The sequence below is a fragment of the Flavobacterium sp. GW821-FHT12A05 genome (genome assembly GCF_058807735.1).
Window position 1 is genome coordinate 555,920 of sequence record NZ_JBXAQY010000003.1, and the last position, 20,332, is coordinate 576,251.

The window sequence follows — 20,332 nt, forward strand, 5'->3', positions numbered from 1 at the left end:
AAAAGTACCTGAGATTTTACTTCACAATAAAAAACTAAAAATTTAAAATGAATTCGGTTATGTTCGCATCCGACGGAAGCTGTAATTTTTTTCGAATACGGTATCGGGTATCTTCTACCCCGCGGACAGAGATTCCTAAAAGCGGTGCAATTTCTTTTGTATTGAAATTCATTCGCAGATAAGCACACAATCGCATATCGCGCGGCGTGAGTTCAGGATAACTTGTTTTTAAACGCTGCATGAAATTATCATGAAGCTGATTGAAGATTTCTTCAAACTCGTTCCATTGTTTATCTCCCTGCAATTCGTGATCGATTACTTTGTTTATTTTGGTTAATAAACTAAAATTCACATTTGCATCATTCTTCTTGTCCATCTGCCCAATAAGTTCTTTTATCGAAAGCAGAATTTCATTTAAATGAATAAGATTCACGGTACTCGATGCAACTTTAGCATTTTTAAGGTTGATGGTAGCCTCGAGATTTTCACGAATAATGGCCATGTTTTCGTGTTCCAGTGTTAGTTTCTGTTCGTTAAGCTCTGCACGGCTTCGAAGCAGTTCTTTTTCCTGATTTTGTATCAACTGCTGGCGATCTCGCTCGGCTACCGATTTCTGATATCTAATAATCAAATAAATTACAACGCTGTACAATATAAAATACAAAATATAAGCCCAGATCGTTCTGTACCAAGGCGGTAAAATTTCAAATCGAAAAACAGCTTCTTCGCTTACAACATCGTAAATGTTTTTTGCCCTTACGTGAAAAACATATTCTTTTTCGGGTAAATTGGTATATTCTTTCTCGGTCTGCAGACTGTATTCTGACCATTTTGGTTCAAAACCTTCCAGCCAGTATTCGTATTCTGTCGCATCGGCTTCATCATAAAAAAGGGATGAAAAAGAAAAATGCAATGCATTATTGCCATACGATAAAACAGTAGAAAGCTTATCATCACTTGATTTTTCTTTATTTGGAAGTACATCATATCGGCTTGAAAACAGCAGACTGTCTTTAGGAAAAATACATTTAACTTCAGAAATTAAGGCTTTATATTTCGTTTGATATTTCTTGTTCTTAACAGTATTATAATGAATTAAACCGTCCTGCGTACCAAAAAACACATCACCGCTGGTTGTGGTTTGAATATTTTCGAAACCCGGAATATATAAATATCGTAGTTTTCTAAACGGAAGTTCTTCAACCTCAAAACCTCCGTTAGCTTTTTTGATCATTTTTCCGGTATTTTCTCCTGAGATGTACCAGATATTATTTTGATTATCTGATTTTAATAATCTAATATGGCTTTTCAATCCGAGGTATTTCTCAAAAACCGGATCCGGAATCATTTTGCCCGAAGCCGAATTTTGTTTGTAAACTCCCTTTGTGGTTCCAAAAAGAATTTGATTATCGATTTTAAAGGTATTCAAAAATAAACTCGACGGAAAACCATTCTTCTGATTGTAAAACTCTGCTTTTGAAACTGCATCAAATTCGGTATTAAACTGAAGTTTGAAAATTCCTTTATAGCCGTGGGCGATCCAGATATTGCCATTTTTATCGGTTTCGATAACACGGCTGCTTTCTTCAAAACCTTTTATTTTATGCTGATATACCCATGAATTGTTTATTTTTTTAAGAAGATGCAAACCGTTGTAACCTCCTACAAGTAATAAATCAGAACGATTGGGAATTAATATACCCTGCCAGGCGCCGTCTACTTTTGCCAGGATTTTTGCCGAATTGCCCGAAACTTCAAATACTCCGTTTTTTTCAAAAGCCAAAAGCGAATTTCCGAAAACGCCAATATTCCAAACATTTTCAGACATTCCAGAAATATGCTGATAGTTTGCATTCTCGCGTTTTCCATTTTTATAAGCCTGCCAGTCCAGCCAAAACAAACCATTATCTGTGGCAATATATAATTTATTCTGATAAATCTGACTGCAGTATATTTTGGTTTCTGAATTTGAAGTATCCAAAATTCGTGATAATGGCGAAGAAATCTGAATAAGCGAAATCCCTTCTTTAAGCGTTACCCATAAATTCCCTTCTTTATCGACTTTCAAATTGGTTACATATTCATTCTGCATCCCCATTTGTTTGTCAACATGCTGTATCATATTTCCGGAACGATCTAAAACTATCAACCCAGATCGACGGGTTCCAATTCCTAAATATCCATCAGAAAGCTCAATTGCAGCCGTAATTTGATTTTGTTTCAGCAAATAATCGGCTTCTGTTACAAAAGGCTGCATCAGATTGTCTTTAAAAATAAAAAGACCTTCTTTTTGCGTAAAGAGTAAAAGACCTTTTTCGGTTTGAAAAATTTTCCGAATCTTCATTCCTGCAAATTTTTCTCCGTTTGAAATAGGAACTAAAACATCGTCTTTTAATTTTTGCAGTCCGTTTACATTGTCTAAAACATAAATCTCCTTATTGACTTCAAAGAAATCCTCAAAATGAGCTTTAGACTTTAAAACCTGGATTTTATTGTTTTTGTAAATAAATATTCCTTCATAAGACAAGAAAACAATATCATTCTTACGAATAAAAGTACGCACCACATCGCCAAAATTTCGCGCCGATTCCGTAATCAGTTTTACCAAAGATGTATATTGATACTGCCCGTTTGCGAGCTGTATGGTGAAACCAAAATCGCCCTGAGCACCCACATATATTTTATCGGTTTTGTCGATCGCCATAGAGCGAACCATACTCTTATTTGCCGGTTGTGTTACAATATTCCAGCGAACACCGTCGAATTGCAGGATTCCAAAATGATTGGCAAAAAACATCATGCCTTTAGAATTCTGCAGGACATCCCAGTTTTCTGAAGCGGCTTTGTACGTTTTCGGGTTATAATTGGTTATAAAAGGAACCCCAATTTTTTTAATTTGGGCTTTGACCGGAAAAATGAGTAATAGTGATAGAACTAAAATTCTAATTATAAATTTCGTCATTTGGTTTCTGTCTGTAGGTTATGGCGTGATTTTTTTAGGAAATCACAACTTCAAAAATGACCCTTTGGGAAAGTCACTTTCTAGGCAAAAAAACATTCTTTTTTAAATGTATCAATAACAATTATTCATTATTATCAAACTAAAAAAGAGAATGTCGAAATTCAAATATATAAAATTTTATTTTAATGCAACAAATTACATTTTAATATAACAAATTAGTAATTGTAAGGTTAAATTTTCAATAACTAAATTACGAATATACTTTGCGTGCCTTCGACTTCGCTCAGGCTGACAACTTTAATACTGTCAGGCTGAGCGAAGTCGAAGCCGTCTTAGTACAACTAAACCCGACAGGTTTTAAAAACCTGTCGGGTTTAACCTGAAACTTGAAACAAAACAAACTTGAAACAAAATTTAAAACTCCAGCAGTTCGCTCAATTCTTCATAACTATGAAAAAGAACCGCTCCTTCATCTTCCAGATCTGTGTTGTTGTAACCGTTGGCAAAACCGTATACTTTAAATCCGCCGCTAACTCCGGCTTTTACGCCTGCTTTGCTGTCTTCCAGAACGATGCAGTCTTTTACATCAAAACCCATTTCTTTTGCAGCATGCAGAAAAATTCCCGGCTCCGGTTTCCAGCTGTTTATTTGATAAGAACTAAATATTTTATTCTCGAATTTATCCAGTAAACCCGCAACTTCAAGATTTAATATGATTTTGTCAACCGGCCCGCTCGAAGCTACACAATACGGAATCTTTAATTTTTCGATAAACGAAACCACGCCTTCCATTGGTTTTACCTGAGTTTTAAATGCGTTAAAACTTCTCTGGCGGTATTCGGCTTCAAAAGTTTCGGGAAGTTTTTGGTCGATTGCTTCTTCAATATGTCTAAAACAATCTTTTAAATTACGGCCGTTAAAATGGCGATAAGCATCTTCAATTTCCATTTTGAATCCGTGTTCAGCTGCCATTTCGAGCAATATTCCGTTACCAATTTTTTCTGTATCTACTAAAACTCCATCGCAGTCGAAAATAATACATTTCACTTCCATAATCTTTATTTACAATTTTAATTAATCTGATAAACACAATCAGATGACAAGAATGTAAATTACAAAAATTATATCATAAAGCGGTATTCCTTTTAAAGAGTTGCCGAAATTTTAGAAATCATTTGAACAATAAAATCGGCCTGTGCAGGATTAATTTTCTTTAAAGCCTCGTCGGTTTGAAACCATTCTCCTTTATCAACTTCGGGAAAACTTTCTAATTTTCCGGATTTTGGAGGCCATTCCATTTCAAAAGTATTGCTTTTTATCAAGGTTTCATCCAAATCAAAATCGACCGCCCAGGCATACACTATTTTACCTGATTTAAGCTTTACATGCTCCAGTTTGATAAAATCGCCATCGGCTTCAAAACCGGTTTCTTCTTTAAACTCACGTATCGCGGCATCAAGCGGTTCTTCGTCGTTTGTAAATTCTCCTTTTGGAATCGACCAGCTTTCTAAATCTTTATTTTTCCAAAACGGTCCGCCTGGATGAACCAAAAAGAAAAAAACCGTTTTGTCTACGAATTTATACAGTAATAGGCCGGCGCTTTGTTTCATGAAGTTGTTGTTGTTTTTTAACCTAGAATATAAATGTCGTGATACTTTTTGGAATATCCGTTATTTAATTGTGATTAACCATTTGACGATACAGCATCAAAATTCCGTTTTCATTCCTTTTCCAGAGATTGGTGCTTTTTCCGGTAACAATCGCACTTCCTTTTTTATTATCCCACGAAACCTCTACATAATAATAACCGTATTCTATAATAAACTTACCAAGCGAAATCATAGAGCTTGCTTTGATTTCTATAGCGTCAATTGATACACCGTTTGGCTTTTCGTGTTCCTGAAAATAAAGTTTTATATTGTCTATTCCCACCAGCATGGGCGTATCATAGGTCATATAGATGGCATCTTTTTCAAAAAATTCTGTGGCATGTTTCTCGCCATCTCTTTTTTTAACAAGTTCTGCAATGCGCTTATTACGTTTTTTTACTTCCTCTCCTAAGGTTTTAGTTGTTGTAAGCGTTGGCATAATAGTGGCTTCGGGTTTTAAAAATGAAAAATTAGATTTGTCAACAGCGCTATTAGCCCCCCAGATTTCAGAAATGAGTTTAAGATCCTGATTCTTTTCAATTCTCCAAACATTCATATATTTTCCTTCATAGTTTAATGGCGTGCTGCCAATTCTGGTAAAATTATTCGTGAAAGTTCCTATTTCAATTAAGTAATTTTTGATTAATGAAACTTCATAAATATCCCTTTTATAAGTATTGATTGTAACATTTTCAAACCATTGCTCATAATAGGATTTTATACCATTTTTAGTATATATTGTTGTGTAATATTCCGGCATGCAGGTGGGTTCTTTGTCATCATAATACTTCATGATAACATTGATATCTTTATTTACAAAAGCAGCCGCTAATTCACTATTTACAGCTTTTAATTTTTCAATCCATGGTTCGGCATCTTTGCTTATAGACTCTTGCGCAAAGGATTTTGAAAAAAACAAAAACAGGATTACAATCCATAAATGGTTATTTATCATTTTCTTTTGGTATTTGAATTGATCAGTTAAATATAATAAATAACTCATTAAAACACTACAAATCAATAATTTAAATACAATTAGCTAAAATTCACTTATCATCGACAACAAATTCATTATCAATATTTTGTACATAATTACTCCTTTTATGTATTTATACCTGCATTTAGATTTGTATTTTTATGAAATAAAAAAAGCAGCAATTAAAAAATACCTATTTTGAAAAAACATCTTTTATTCAGCGCAATTCTGGCGGGCAGTTTTACAGTTCAGTCTCAAAATAAAATCATCACAATCAGTAATAATTTAAAAGTGGACCGGGAATTTGAAACGGTAGAACTTACTAAAAAATCCCTCGGATTAGCATCAGATGCAAAACTTGAAAATTATGCTGTAAAAAACAGCAGCACAAATTCATTTTTAGAAACCCAAACGGTAGATAATGATGGTGACGGAATCATGGACGTACTTTTATTTCAACCTCAAATAAAAGCTTCGTCTAAACAGGATTTTGAAGTTTTCGTTGGAACCAATCCAACGGCATCTAAAGTGGTAAACTGCTATTCGAGATTTGTACCGGAAAGAACCGATGATTATGCCTGGGAAAACAATAAAGTTGCTTTTAGAACTTACGGACCTGTAGCGCAAAAAATGGTTGAAGACAAAGTTCCGGGCGGTACTTTAACCAGCGGTATTGATGCGTGGTTAAAAAGAGTCGATTATCCTATCATAAATAAATGGTACGAAAAAGCAACTAACGGAACGGGAACGTATCATAAAGATACGGGCGAAGGTTTGGATAACTTTCATGTGGGTGACAGCCGAGGCGTGGGCGGTATTGCTGTAAATGTCGATGGTAAATATTATTTTTCGAAGAATTTCACAAGCTGGAAAACCATTACAACGGGACCAATCAGAACGAGTTTTATTTTAACTTACGCCGACTGGGATGCTAAAGGCAATAAAATAACTGAATCGAAATTAATCAGTTTAGATTACGGAAGCCAGCTTTCGCGTTTTGAAATCAATATTACAGGGACTAAATCTATTGCTGCCGGATTAACACTTCATGATAAAAAAGGAACTATAGGAACTGATCTAAAAAAAGGCTGGCTGAGTTATTGGGAACCGCTTGAGGATTCTGAAATTGGAACCGGTTTAGTAGCTCCAAATAATACGCTGACGAGTTTTGATAATCATGTTACAGACGAAAAAGATTTGAGTAATCTTTACGGAAATATCGCGGTTAAAAACGGAAAAGCAATTTATTATGTTGGTTTTGGATGGAAAAAAGGAAGTCCGTTTCAAACCAAACAAGAATGGGAAGCTTATTTAAGTTCTTTCGCCGAAAAAGTAAATAATCCTTTGATTGTAAAGGTTAAGAAATAGTTGAGATATGGTCCGCGGGTTTTACGGATTAAACGAGTTTACACTGGTTTATTTTAAAATTATCAGTGTCAATCAGTACAATCCGTAAAAACCGCGGGCTATTTTTTTACTTCCTCACAGGAAAATAATTCTCTTTTAAAATAATTTCCAGCGGAATATAATGCGTGCGTTCTGCCTCTTCTTTGAGAACCAGTTTTTTATATAAATAACTAATTCCCATATAACCTTGATCTTCGGGTCTTTGGTTGATTAAAAAATCGATTACGCCTTTGTTTAGGTATTCGATGTTCTCTTTTAATAAATCGTAGCCAATAATTCGGATGCCTTTTATCTGATTTTGTTCCAAAAATCCAGCAACTAAATAAGCTCTTGAATTGGGCACAAAAACACTGCTTATTCCAGAAAACAAATCCAAATTAAGCTGATCGATTCCGGAATCTTTCAGCGTAACTTCTGAAAATTTAAAGTTCGTAAGCTCCTCATTATCTTCAAAAAAAGAATAAAATCCTTTAATACGCTGTAAATAAACCGATGTGCTTTCGATCTCTCTGGTAATTTTAAAAATCAGCACATGTCTTTCGTTTTTTACCGCAAAACTAATCAGCCTTCCGGCCAGATAACCGCTTTGAAATGCGTCCTGACCTATATACGCATGATCATCTTCATTTGAAATATTCGAATCGATCATGACAACGGGAATGTCTTTCTTTTTATAGTCGTTTAAAAACTGAACCGAATCCTGATAAAAAATAGGTGCAAACAATAATCCGTCGCAGTCAAACTCCATCACCTTTTTAACCGATTCTTTAAAAGAAGCCAAATCATAATCATAAAAAAAGTAATCCAGAACAATACCGAATTTGCTAAATTCCTGAGCTGCTTTTTCGATTCCTTCTACCTGACTTTTCCAATATTCCAGTTTTTCTGATTTTGGAAGAAAGACAGCAAAATGAAACTTCTTGTTTAAGGCCAGATTACTTGCGAGAATATTTCGCTTGTACCCAAATTCTTCAATTATAGAATTGACTTTATCTACAGTTTCCTGTGCGGCCTGACCACGATTATGAATAATCCTGTCTACAGTTCCCGGAGAAACATTGGCTAACTCGGCAATCTTTTTAATTGTTATGATATTGATTCTTTTTTAGTTAAAATTATAAATGACCAGTTGTAAAATTAATTTATTTTATCAAAAATAAGTTGTTTTACATTACATTTTACATACATTTGTAAAATACCGTGTGCGTACACGTAAAATTACACATATTATATAAATGGCAAACGTTTTTTTATAATATTTATCTTAAAAAACCAAAATAACACCATAAAATGATTATAGATTCATTACAAAATGCACCAAAATATTTTGGTCTGCATCCTAATTTTCAAAAAGCATTTGAGTACGTCAATCAAACCGATATTGCCAATCTGGAAGAAGGTGCATTTGAAATCAGCGAAGGCTTGAAATTAATTGTAATTCAAGGTGAAGGAAATACGAGAGAAGAAAGCATAAAAGGTTTTGAATGCCATGATAAAAACATAGACATTCAGATTTTAATACAAGGACCGGAAACGTATGCCTGGAAACCGAGAGAGAAATGTGTGAGTCCAAATGGAACATACAGCCACGAAAGAGATGTTCGCTTTTTTCATGACAAACCGGATATGTTTTTTGAACTTCAGGAAAAACAATTTGCAATTTTATTCCCAGAAGATGTTCACGCTGCCATGATTGGCGAAGGCTTTTTGAAAAAACTGGTGTTTAAGGTTAGAATATAAAATTTTGAAAATCCAAATTCCAAATTCCAAGTAAGAAGCTTAAACATAAAAATTAAACACATAGAAACATAGACTTTATTAGTCTAAAAGATTGTCAAAAAAACAAGTTTTCACACATAGCTGACGCAAAACTATGTTTGTTGATGCAAGTGAAACGCGTTTAACAAGTTCTATAACTATGTTTCTATGTGTTTAGAAAAAAATAAACATTAAAATAAACCTATATAACATACTTTACTTTCCAAAAATTGGAATTTGGAATTTAAAGCATTAAAAATTTTAAATAAAACTAAATGGATTCAATATTTAATCTAAAAGGAAAAATTGCACTTATAACAGGCGGTGCCGGCGTATTAGGAAGCAACTTTGCAAACGTTTTGGCCAAACAGGGCGTTATCGTCGGGATTGTCTCTCAATCGATTGAAAAAGCGGAAAAAACCGTACAGCATATAGAAACGAATGGCGGACAGGCATTTGCGATTCAGGCGAATGTTTTAAACAAAGAAGAATTAGAAAAGGCAAAAGATTTTATCGTTGAAAAATACGATCGTCTTGACATTTTAATTAATGCTGCCGGAGGAAATATGCCGGGCGCAACGATTCAGCCGGATCAGGCGGTTTATGACATGAAAACCGATGATTTACAAAAAGTAGTCGACTTGAATATCATTGGAACAATGCTTCCAACTCAGGTTTTTTCAGAACTTTTTGCCAATCAGAAATCTGGAAACATCATTAATATATCATCGGCATCTGCACAAAGACCTTTAACGAGAGTGGTTGGATATTCTGCTTCAAAAGCGGCAATTGACAACTTTACACAATGGATGGCGGTAGAACTGGCTCAAAAATACGGCGAAGGAATTCGTGTAAATGCCATTTCTCCGGGATTTTTTATTGGAGAACAAAACCGTGCTTTATTGCTTACACCAGAAGGAAAACTGACTCCTAGAGGCGAAAAAATCATAGATCACACGCCAATGGGAAGATTTGGAACTCCGGAAGATATTGACGGTGCACTTTTATTTTTATGCAGCGATATGTCAAAATTCGTAACCGGAACAATCTTAAAAGTTGACGGTGGATTTGCCGCAACGAGTATTTAAAAAAACTAATTCACAAAACAACATAATACAAAATGGAACAAACATTAAGATGGTTCGGACCAAATGATCCTGTTTCTTTACAAGATATTGCGCAAACCGGAGCAACCGGAATTGTAACGGCTTTACACCATATTCCAAACGGAGAAGTTTGGAGCATTGACGAAATCATTAAACGCAAAGTTGAAATCGAACATCAGGACGGTGATCCTAAAAAAGGTGCTTCGGGCTTGACTTGGTCGGTTGTAGAAAGTATTCCGGTTCACGAGGATATTAAAAAGCAAACGGGGAATTATCTTCAATATATTGAAAATTACAAAGAAAGCATCCGCAATCTGGCCTTATGCGGTATTCACTGTGTTTGTTATAATTTCATGCCGGTTCTGGACTGGTCAAGAACTGATTTATCGTACACGGTTGAAGATGGATCAAAAGCACTTCGTTTTGATATTAACGCTTTTGCTGCTTTTGAATTGTTTATTTTAAAAAGACCGGGAGCAGAAAACGAATATTCGGCAGAGCAAACTCAAAAAGCCAAAAGCTATTTTGACGCTATGACCGATGAAGATAAAGTAAAATTACAGCGCAATATTCTGGCTGGACTTCCGGGTGCTGAAGAAGCCTATACGGTTGAAGATTTTCTGGTAACCTTAAGTGCTTATAATCATATTGACAGACAGGCTTTAAAAGACAATCTTTTCTTCTTTTTAAAAGAAATTATTCCGGTTGCCGAGAGTAAAGGGGTTTTAATGGCCATTCACCCAGACGACCCGCCCTACCCTATTTTAGGCTTACCGAGAGTCGTAAGTACAGAAGAAGATTTAGTAGAATTAATGAACGCTGCGCCTTCTAAATCAAATGGGTTTACTATGTGTACTGGTTCCTACGGCGTTAGAGCCGATAATGATTTACCGGGAATTGTGAGACGCCACGGCGATAAAATGAATTTTATTCACTTAAGAAGCACACAGCGAGACGAAGAAGGAAGTTTCTACGAAGCCAATCATCTTGAAGGTGATGTTGATATGTACGAAGTTGTAAAAGCGATTTTGGAAGTAGAGAAAAGAAACAACAGCAAATTGCCAATGCGTCCGGATCACGGGCACCAAATGCTGGATGATTTAAAGAAAAAAACGAATCCCGGATATTCTGCAATTGGCCGTTTAAGAGGTTTAGCAGAATTACGAGGACTTGAATTAGGGATTAAGCGATCTATATAATTTATTTGCCACAAAGACGCTAAGACGCAAAGTTTTTTATTTTTTTTACGCAGATTTAAAAAGATTTAGGCAGATGAACGCAGATAATTTATACATAATAAAATCTGCTATAATCTGCCAAATCTGCGTAAAAAAAAATCTTTTTAATCCTTTTAATCTGTGGCTAAAAAAAATTCGTGCCTTAGCGCCTTCGTGGCAAAACAAAAAAACTAACTAACCACAAAAACCACAAAACCATGATTCGCCAAACCATACTTATATCCTGCTGCCTTTTTATGAACACTTTACTGGCGCAGGAAATACCCAAAATTGTTACTTCAAAAACAAATTATCTTCCGGATTTTAGTTATGCCGGATATCATTTTGGAGAAAGCAAACTTCCAGAAAGTCAGGGAAAAATTATTAACGCTGTCGATTTTGGCGTAAAAGCAAATGACAATTTAGACGATTCAAAGGCACTGTTAAAAGCTTTAAAAGCAGCAAATGCAGTTGAGGGAAATGTCATTTTACAATTACCGGAAGGCCGAATTATTCTTAGTGATATTCTATATATCGAAAGAAGCAATTTTGTACTTCGCGGTGCGGGTTCTGGCGAAAACGGAACTGAAATTTATTTTCCGAGACCGATGATGTATTTAAAAGATTCGGAATCTCTGGCGGAACTTCGCGAATATCTAACGACTTTTGACAAAAGACAACGCGAACCGGAAAATAATGTCGATCTGCCTTTTTCTCAATATGCGTGGTCGGGTGGTTTTATCTGGACACAAATTCCGGGTGAGCGCGTAAAATCATATCTGGATAAATACGAGCCGGAACCAAATGTTTTGGCCAAAGTAAGTTCTGGTAAAATGGCCGAACATATTATTACGGTTTCTGAGGTAAAAAATCTAAAAATTGGTGATATCGTCGAATTACAATTGTTTAATAAAGACGGTGAAAACGGCGAAATCATTAAAGACTTGTATCAAGGTGCCAACGTAAAACCAGGATCACATCACTGGAAATTTCCAAAACTCCCTATCGTAAGACAGCAGGTTGAAATCGTTAAAATTTCGGGTTCAAAAATCACTATTAAAACGCCTTTGACTATCTCAGTAAAACCAAGTTATCAGGCACAATTGGTCGAATGGAAACATTTAAATGAAGTAGGAATCGAACAGCTGCGTTTTACTTTTCCAGATATTCCAAGAGTGGCGCATCATGTTGAGCCGGGAAGTAATGCTATTTTCTTAACGCGTCTTTTTAACAGCTGGGTAAAAGATGTAAAAATTACCAATGCCGACAGCGGTATTCTGGGCGAAGAAATCGCAAATGTTACGGTTCAGGATATTATTACCGATGGCCCGCATTTATCACATTATACCGTTACTTTAGGCGGTGTACATAATGTGCTCGTGAAGAATTTAAAAATTTACAATAAAACGGTTCATCCATTAAGTTTCAACACTTTTGCGACAAAAAACGTATATCAAAATTGTGAGCTGTTTGCAGATCCGCTTTTAGATCAGCATTCTGGGGCGAATCATCAAAATCTATTTGATAATATTACGGTTCACATAACGGCTGATAAAAACAACAGCTATTACTTATTTGGCGGCGGCGGTGCAGATTACTGGAAGCCTTCACACGGGCCTTTCAGTACATTTTGGAATTTAAACGTTCAGGTTTCAAATCCGGATCAAACAAAACCGGTTTTGCTGTACGGAATGAAAGACGGCCCTTTGGCCAGAATTATTGGTGTACACGGAAATACCAAATTTGAAGTAAAATACGAACCCGACGCTTATATTGAATTTTTAAACGCGCCTGTAGAAAAAATTCCGTCTTTGTATGATTATCAATTAAGCAGACGCTTAAAATAGGATCAAAGGCTCAGAGGTACAAAGGTGCAAAGTTTTCTTTGTTAAGCCTTTGAACCTCTGCTCCTTTGCCACTTTGAACCTTAAAATAATACCGCTATGAAATATAAAGTAGCTTTTCTCGTAATTTTATTTGTTTCCGGAAATCTGTTTTCCCAAAATAAATACCGCCTTAAAAACTTTTCTACCACCGACGGACTTTCGCAGAGTTCTGTCATTGCCATACATCAGGATAAATTGGGTCAGATGTGGTTTGGTACGCGCGATGGTCTAAACAAATACGATGGCAGCCGATTTACTGTTTTTAGAAACGATGTTAATGATAAATCTTCCATCAGCAACAATGATATTTTAGCCATTGCCGAGGATAATTTAGGAAAAATATGGGTTGGAACTTACAATGGTTTAAATTGTTACGATCCTGTTTCGAATAAATTTACAAGATATCTTCATACCAAAGCCAATCATACCATAAGCAATAATGCAGTTTGGAGCATTAAGGAAATTGGAGGCGAAATGTGGTTTGGAACTTCAAAAGGATTAACGATTTTAAATAAAAGCACAGGAAACTTTACTTCTATTTTTCATTCTGATACAGATACTTCTTCTCTTCCGAGCAATAATATTTTAAGTATTTTAAAAACCAAAAAAGGCGAAATCTGGATTGGAACCACAAAAGGTTTATGCCTGTTAACGAGCAGAAAAGGCGATAAATTTTCGTTTAAAAATTATCCCCTTAATACGACTGATTTATTAAATGTTCAATCTGTAATCGAAGATAAAAACGGTAATTTATGGGTAGGAACAAAAAATAAAGGACTTTTAAAATTCGATCAAAAACAAAAAGCGTTTGTTTCTTTCTTAGATCCTGCCAAATACAGCGAAATCAATACTGATATTCGTGCTTTAGTGACTGACAGCCATGGTTCTTTATGGATTGGAACTTACGATGGAATCTATATTTTAGGTTTAGATAAAAGTCTGCAAAAAATAAACAACAGCAACAACAGCAACGGAATCGACAAAGTAAAGTCGGTTTATATGGATAAAAAAGGCTCCATCTGGATTGGCTGTTATTACAAAGGCGTTAATCTTTGGGATATTTCAAATGTCAATTTCTCTAATTACAATCAGAATTCAAAAAAGATTCCGATGAGTTTTGATGTTGTCAGTTCGATTATTGCCGATAAAAACGATAATATTTATTTTGGTACCGAAGGCGGCGGTATCACGATTTACAATAAAAAAACCGAAGCGACGAGTTACATCAACAGCAAAACGGGCCAATCGAACAAAAATGACATTAAATCAATGTGTCTTTCTGAGGATCATATTTTATGGATTGGAACTTTCTCTAAAGGATTATCAGCTTACAATACCGTTTCAAAAAGAATTGAAGACAACCGAATTACTCCGGATTTACTCACGTCATTAAAAGAAAGCGGCGTTTATTCGCTTAAAACCGAAGGTCCTATTTTATGGATTGGAACTTTCGGAAAAGGCTTAATTCGTTATGATACAGCAAATAAAACGTTTCAGGTTATTGGCAACGATAATACAAAACCCGTTTTCCTGACCAATAATATCATTCGAACTATTTTAGTCGACAAACAAAACTCACTTTGGGTTGGAACTCAAAATGGTTTAAACCGTATTCCTTTACGCAATTTTAATCCGCAGCAATATTCCATTCAGCATTTCTTTTATGATCACAGCGCTTTATCCGGCGATGATATTTTGACTTTATTTCAGGATTCTCAAAACAGAATCTGGGTAGGAACAAAAGCAAAAGGACTGCATTATTTTGATGGAAAAAAATTCAACCGCATTAACCTCAGAATAGGAAATACGGTTATTACCTCCATACATTCTATTTTAGAAGATGACGATAAAAACCTTTGGATCAGTACCAATCAGGGAATCATTAAATACAATACAAACCTGAAAACGGTTGTGATTTACGATCAAAAAGACGGTTTGGCCAGTAATGAATTCAACGATAATTCGGCTTTAAAACTAGATTCGAATAAGTTTTATTTCGGAAGTCCGTCTGGTGCGACTTATTTTGATGCCACAAAAATTTCCTTAAATCAATATGCCCCGCAGGTTTTAATTACCGATTTAAAAATCAAAAACGAAACCATACATGCCAACGATAAAGATGGAATTTTAGAAAAAAGCATTGGTTTTACCCAAACCATTACGCTGGATTATGATAAGGCGAATTTCTCGATAAATTTTGCGATTCCTAATTATATTCGATCCAAAAACAATCAATACAGTTATCGTTTAACCGGTTTGGAAAACAACTGGACCACGACCAAAAATGCCGAAGCCAATTTTGCTATTCAAAATCCAGGAACTTATACTTTTGAAGTTCGCGGCGCTAATAATGACGGTGTTTGGAACAAAAACCCAACAACGCTAACCGTTATTGTAAATCCGGCTCCGTGGCGCAGTATTTGGGCGTTTTTATTGTACGGAATTATAATTGGACTTGGTTTATATGGTTTAATCTGGATCATGAAATCGAAAGCCAGATTGAAACAGAAACTGGAACTGGAATATCTGGAAACCAAACGTATTGAAGAAAACAACCGTGCAAAGCTGGATTTCTTTACCAATATTTCGCATGAATTCAGAACACCTTTAACTTTGATTTTAGGGCCGTTGCAGCAAATTTTATCCGATTATAACGGAACTAACGAAATGTACAAAAAGCTGTTGGTGATTGAAGGAAGCGCGAATCATCTTTTGAGTTTAATTAACCGTTTAATGGATTTTAGAAAACTAGAAAACGATCAGGCAACGCTCGAATCGGCTAACGGAAATATTGTAAAATTCACCAAAGAAATCTTTTTATCTTTTATAGAATATGCCAAAGATGGCGGTTACGACTATAATTTCGAATCTTCGGATGATGAAATTCTGGTTTATTTTGATCGATATAAACTCGAACGTGTATTTTATAATTTGATTTCGAATGCGTTTCGATATACGCCGAAAGGCGGTTCTATCAGCATTAAAATAGATCACGATCAGGAAAATCTGTTTATTGCCGTTGAAGATTCAGGAGTGGGAATTTCGGAAGAACATATCGATAAAATTTTTAATTTGTTTTTTGAGATTCCGATGCACAATCAGGTTCAGAAAAACTACAATAAAGGAACCGGAATTGGACTTTCTATCGTAAAAAACATCGTAAAACTGCATAAAGGAAGCATTGATGTTACCAATAAAACTTCGGGTGGTGTTATTTTTAAAGTAACGTTACCGCTTGGACGCGAACATCTTTTAGACACCGAAATTATTCCTGATTTTAAAATCAGTGATGATATCGAGCAATATGCTGCTCAGCTGGAACCGGCCGAAACAATAGAAAATGAAGATATCGACGACTTAATTGTTAACGACGAAAAGCAGACTATTTTACTTGTTGAAGATCATAAGGTTTTGAGAAAGTTCATGAAAAACCTGCTCAAAAAAGATTACAATATTATTGAGGCCGAAAATGGCAGAATTGCTTTTGAAAAAGCACAAAAATATGTGCCTAATTTAATTATAAGCGACGTTATTATGCCGGAAATGGTAGGAACTGAGCTTTGTTCTAAAATTAAGGAAAACATTAAAACCAGCCATATTCCGGTTATTTTGCTGACTTCGAGATCTTCATTGGTTTATAAATTTGAAGGACTTGAAAGCGGTGCCGATGATTACATCAGTAAACCATTTAATTTGATGGAGTTTAAGCTCCGCGTTAAAAACCTTTTAAACACAACCGAACGTTTAAAAATCAAGTTTTCGAGCGAAGACAGTTTTATTCCTTCGGAAATTACGGTTTCGTCTCTGGATGAAGAACTATTGAAAAAAGCATTTAAAATTGTAGAAGAAAACATTTCGAATGAACAATTTGATATTCCGTTTTTCTGTTCAGAATTAGGTGTAAGCCGCACCATGTTATTTTTAAAAGTAAAAGCGTGGACGAATTTTACGCCAAATGAATTCATTCATGAAATCAGGTTAAAACGCGCCGCTCAATTATTGGAACAAAACAAATTAAACATTTCAGAAATCAGTTATAAGGTTGGTTTCAACAATCCGAAATACTTTAGTAAATGCTTTCAAAAAAAGTATGGAGAAACTCCATCTCAATACTCAGATAAATTTTACAAATCGACGGTTGTATTATAAAAACCTAGTGTTTTAAGGGTTTAAAAAAGGGTATCTGTATTTTTAGATACCCTTTTTTGTATTTCTATATCGTTTTCGGGGTATACATTTGCGATATGAAAATCAAAAAAACAAACCTATTATTGCTGCAAATTCTATTTGTGATTATTATAATCGGAATGAGTTTATTGCTTTTCTACTTTATCTAACATTAACCTTAAAACCAAAAAATGAATGTTGACAAACCAAAAAATCAAACCGTTTAAATGGTTTTTACTGGTAACTTTTTTACTGGTAAATATCGTGATGAATGCACAGGAACGAAAAGTTACCGGAAAAGTAACTTCAAGCGAAGATTTACTCGGGCTGCCTGGTGCGAATGTCTATATTAAAAACTCCTCAGTTGGAGCATCTGCAGATATGGATGGAAATTATACTGTTATCATTTCAGAGAAAAATCCTGTTTTAGTTTTCAATTTCGTGGGTTATCAAACAGTCGAAATTCCGGTAGGAAATAAAACGGTAATAAATGTAAGTTTAAAACCAGACACTAAAAATCTTGATGAAGTAATTGTAGTAGGTTACGGTACTCGTAAAAAGAGCGACATTACCGGTTCTGTTTCTTCTGTAACAGCAAAAGAGCTTACTGCTTATCCTGTTTTAAGTGCTGAGCAGGCTTTACAAGGCCGTGCAGCAGGGGTTTCGGTACAAAGTAATAATGGCGGTGAGCCTGGCGCTCCGGTAAAAATCAGAGTCCGCGGCGGTACTTCTATCAATGCGAGCGGTGATGCCCTTGTAGTAGTGGATGGATTTGCAGGAGTTTCAATGCCGGCACCTCAGGATATTGCTTCTATCGAAGTTTTAAAAGATGCTTCGGCAACAGCCATTTACGGATCAAGAGGATCAAATGGGGTTATTATGGTTACCACTAAAAAAGGGAAACCAGGAAAACCGGTAATTGAATTCAGCAACTCTACATCAGTACAATCTGTAAATAATAAACTGCACTTATTAAATGCAGATCAGTTTGCGGCGTACAGAAAAAGTTTTACCACACATACACAAGGACCTGCAAATACAGACTGGCAGGATGTTATTTATCGTGATGGAATGATTTCGAATACACAATTGTCATTTTCAGGCGGATCTGATGCCGTGAAATATTATGTTTCCGGAACGTATTTCAACCAAAATGGAGTTGTAATTAATTCTGGAATTGACAGATATACCATTGTAAGTAATCTTGAAGCCGATTTATCTCCTAAATTTAAAGTAGGTTTAAACACGTTTACAAGCAAACAAAACAAAGACGGAATTGTGAGCCAGACAGGCGCTGGAGGAACTGGTGCTGCGGGTGTAATTGCTTCTGCTTACAGATTCATGCCAGACAAAGGAATTTATAATGCCGATGGAACTTTTACAACAACGGCTCCAATTGGTGATGATATCGATAACCCGTATGCTACGGCAATGGAAAACATTCTTGAAACTGTTTCTATCGTAAACAGAAACAACTTCTTTGCATCGTATCAAATTACAAAAGACCTTAATTTTAAAACCACTTTAGGTTTAACTGATAATAATTCGCAGACCGGAAGATTTATTCCTTCTACTTTAATTGCAGGGAAAAACATCAAAGGAGAAGCTTCTGTAAACAACACCAGATTTTCTTCTTTCTTAACAGAAAACTATTTGACTTTTAAACGTGAAGTTATAGAAAAAGGAGTTTTAACGGTTTTGGCTGGTTACTCGTATCAAAAAAACAAAAACGAAAGTTCGTATGCTGCTTCACGAGGATTTTTAACCAATACTAATTCTTATCGTAATCTTGGTGCCGGAACTGTATTTTTAAAACCAGATTCTAATTTATCTGAGACGGAATTAATTTCTGCTTTCGGAAGGTTGAATTTTGATTATGATGATAAATATTTACTAACATTTACGGCCAGACGAGACGGTTCTTCAAGCTTTAGTAAAAATTACAAATACGGAACTTTCCCTTCTGGAGCAATTGGATGGAATATTGGTAAAGAAAATTTCTTAAAAGACAGCAAAACGGTTTCAAACCTTAAATTAAGAGCCAGTTATGGTGCAACAGGAAATCCGTCAATTGGTCCTTACACTACTCTTTCGAGATTCTCAGAAATTTATGATGTGAGCGGTGACGTAATTGTAAATGCGGTTCAGTTAACTTCTTTAGATAATCCGAATTTGAAATGGGAAACTTCTTATCAGCAGGATTACGGAATTGATTTAGGTTTATTTGATAACCGAATCAGTATTACGGCAGATTATTACAAAACAATCACAAAAGATTTATTGTTTAACAGACCGCTTCCGGGAGTTTCGGGAATTGCTTCTCAGCTTCAAAACGTTGGAGAATTAGAAAACAAAGGATGGGAATTGGCTATTAATTCTAAAAACTTTATTGGAGCAGATTTCACTTGGTCTACCAGCTTTAATATCTCATCAAACAAAAACAAAGTATTAAAATTAGCCGATAATAAAGATTTATTAATCAACTCTACTCCGGGTCACTTCCTGGCTACAGAATCTCAGATTTTAAGAGTGGGTCAGCCGGTTGGTTCTTTCTTCGGGTTTATTTATGACGGCGTTATTCAACAAGGTGAAGCTGTTTTACCAGGAAACTTTGAAACAATTGCAGGAGGAGAAAAATTTAGAGATGTTAATGGTGACGGAAAATTAGATTCTAATGACAAAACTATCATAGGAAATCCAAATCCTGATTTCATCTTTGGATTAAATAATGATTTCACTTATAAAAATCTTGATTTAAATATCTTCTTTCAAGGTTCTCAAGGAGGCGAAATCTTAAATTATACATTAATGGAACTGGCTTCTGGTAACAACAATGCTACAACAGAAGTTTTAAACTCATGGACTCCAACAAATACAAACACAAATGTGCCTATTAATGCGGCGAGAACTAAAAGAGTTACTTCGAGATTTGTTTACGACGGAAGTTACGTTCGTTTGAAAAACATCTCTTTAGGATACAGCTTAGATGACAAAATTGTTTCTAAAATGGGTTTAAGCAAGGTTCGTTTTTACATCAGCGGGCAAAACCTTTGGACGATTACCAATTATCCGGGAACAGATCCTGAAACCAGTTACTTAAACGACAACAACTCAAGAAGTAATACCAATTTAGGATTGGATTATGGAGGATATCCTAACGTGAGAACGTTTACAATAGGATTTAATGTAAAATTTTAGTCTAAT

Annotated in this window: 12 protein-coding genes; 7 read left to right on the forward strand and 5 right to left on the reverse strand. The window is 35.2% G+C overall.

The window, feature by feature from the left end; genetic code table 11:
• Positions 1–34: 34 nt before the first annotated feature.
• The 4 genes from AC1RRQ_RS08870 to AC1RRQ_RS08885 all read right to left on the reverse strand — a co-directional run bounded on the left by AC1RRQ_RS08870 (position 35) and on the right by AC1RRQ_RS08885 (position 5,566).
• Positions 35–2,962, reverse strand: coding sequence for a triple tyrosine motif-containing protein (locus AC1RRQ_RS08870; RefSeq protein WP_493022663.1), 2,928 nt, complete (start codon positions 2,960–2,962; stop codon positions 35–37).
• A 414-nt stretch (positions 2,963–3,376) separates the two neighbouring features.
• Positions 3,377–4,015 carry an HAD family hydrolase gene (locus tag AC1RRQ_RS08875; protein ID WP_493022664.1) on the reverse strand — a complete coding sequence of 213 codons (639 nt, stop codon included), beginning with the start codon at positions 4,013–4,015 and terminating at the stop codon, positions 3,377–3,379.
• Between the two features lie 92 nt (positions 4,016–4,107).
• Entirely contained in the window at positions 4,108–4,572 is a 465-nt protein-coding gene (locus AC1RRQ_RS08880) for an NUDIX hydrolase (RefSeq protein WP_493022665.1), read from the reverse strand.
• 64 nt (positions 4,573–4,636) lie between these two features.
• Positions 4,637–5,566 carry a YybH family protein gene (locus tag AC1RRQ_RS08885; RefSeq protein ID WP_493022666.1) on the reverse strand — a complete coding sequence of 310 codons (930 nt, stop codon included), beginning with the start codon at positions 5,564–5,566 and terminating at the stop codon, positions 4,637–4,639.
• Between the two features lie 219 nt (positions 5,567–5,785).
• Here AC1RRQ_RS08885 and AC1RRQ_RS08890 point away from each other — a divergent pair, with 219 nt between their 5' ends.
• Positions 5,786–6,955 (forward strand): BT3233 family polysaccharide utilization protein, encoded by a 1,170-nt coding sequence (locus AC1RRQ_RS08890; RefSeq protein ID WP_493022667.1) that lies wholly within the window; start codon positions 5,786–5,788, stop codon positions 6,953–6,955.
• 106 nt (positions 6,956–7,061) lie between these two features.
• Here the strand turns inward: AC1RRQ_RS08890 and AC1RRQ_RS08895 are convergent, their stop codons facing one another.
• Entirely contained in the window at positions 7,062–8,093 is a 1,032-nt protein-coding gene (locus AC1RRQ_RS08895) for a substrate-binding domain-containing protein (protein ID WP_493022809.1), read from the reverse strand.
• 191 nt (positions 8,094–8,284) lie between these two features.
• Between AC1RRQ_RS08895 and AC1RRQ_RS08900 the strand changes: the two genes are divergently transcribed.
• From AC1RRQ_RS08900 to AC1RRQ_RS08925, 6 genes are all read left to right on the forward strand, one after another.
• The gene (locus AC1RRQ_RS08900; protein ID WP_493022668.1) at positions 8,285–8,734 is read left to right on the forward strand and encodes a NanQ anomerase/TabA/YiaL family protein; all 450 of its coding nucleotides are present in this window, start codon (positions 8,285–8,287) and stop codon (positions 8,732–8,734) included.
• A gap of 293 nt (positions 8,735–9,027) precedes the next feature.
• Complete coding sequence (locus AC1RRQ_RS08905; protein WP_493022669.1) at positions 9,028–9,840, forward strand: SDR family oxidoreductase; 813 nt, start codon at positions 9,028–9,030, stop codon at positions 9,838–9,840.
• Between the two features lie 32 nt (positions 9,841–9,872).
• Entirely contained in the window at positions 9,873–11,057 is a 1,185-nt protein-coding gene (gene uxuA / locus AC1RRQ_RS08910) for a mannonate dehydratase (RefSeq protein WP_493022670.1), read from the forward strand.
• A 275-nt stretch (positions 11,058–11,332) separates the two neighbouring features.
• Complete coding sequence (locus AC1RRQ_RS08915; protein WP_493022671.1) at positions 11,333–12,922, forward strand: hypothetical protein; 1,590 nt, start codon at positions 11,333–11,335, stop codon at positions 12,920–12,922.
• Between the two features lie 96 nt (positions 12,923–13,018).
• Positions 13,019–17,110 carry a two-component regulator propeller domain-containing protein gene (locus AC1RRQ_RS08920; protein WP_493022672.1) on the forward strand — a complete coding sequence of 1,364 codons (4,092 nt, stop codon included), beginning with the start codon at positions 13,019–13,021 and terminating at the stop codon, positions 17,108–17,110.
• 213 nt (positions 17,111–17,323) lie between these two features.
• A complete protein-coding gene (locus tag AC1RRQ_RS08925) occupies positions 17,324–20,326 on the forward strand; it encodes a SusC/RagA family TonB-linked outer membrane protein (RefSeq protein ID WP_493022673.1) in 3,003 nt (1,000 codons plus the stop codon).
• Positions 20,327–20,332: the final 6 nt, after the last annotated feature.

Coding starts and splice junctions, on each gene's coding strand:
- AC1RRQ_RS08870 (WP_493022663.1), bottom strand. CDS start 2,962: ATGACGAAATTTATAATTAGAATTTTAGTTCTATCACTATTACTCATT.
- AC1RRQ_RS08875 (WP_493022664.1), bottom strand. CDS start 4,015: ATGGAAGTGAAATGTATTATTTTCGACTGCGATGGAGTTTTAGTAGAT.
- AC1RRQ_RS08880 (WP_493022665.1), bottom strand. CDS start 4,572: ATGAAACAAAGCGCCGGCCTATTACTGTATAAATTCGTAGACAAAACG.
- AC1RRQ_RS08885 (WP_493022666.1), bottom strand. CDS start 5,566: ATGATAAATAACCATTTATGGATTGTAATCCTGTTTTTGTTTTTTTCA.
- AC1RRQ_RS08900 (WP_493022668.1), top strand. CDS start 8,285: ATGATTATAGATTCATTACAAAATGCACCAAAATATTTTGGTCTGCAT.
- AC1RRQ_RS08905 (WP_493022669.1), top strand. CDS start 9,028: ATGGATTCAATATTTAATCTAAAAGGAAAAATTGCACTTATAACAGGC.
- uxuA (WP_493022670.1), top strand. CDS start 9,873: ATGGAACAAACATTAAGATGGTTCGGACCAAATGATCCTGTTTCTTTA.
- AC1RRQ_RS08915 (WP_493022671.1), top strand. CDS start 11,333: ATGAACACTTTACTGGCGCAGGAAATACCCAAAATTGTTACTTCAAAA.
- AC1RRQ_RS08920 (WP_493022672.1), top strand. CDS start 13,019: ATGAAATATAAAGTAGCTTTTCTCGTAATTTTATTTGTTTCCGGAAAT.
- AC1RRQ_RS08925 (WP_493022673.1), top strand. CDS start 17,324: ATGTTGACAAACCAAAAAATCAAACCGTTTAAATGGTTTTTACTGGTA.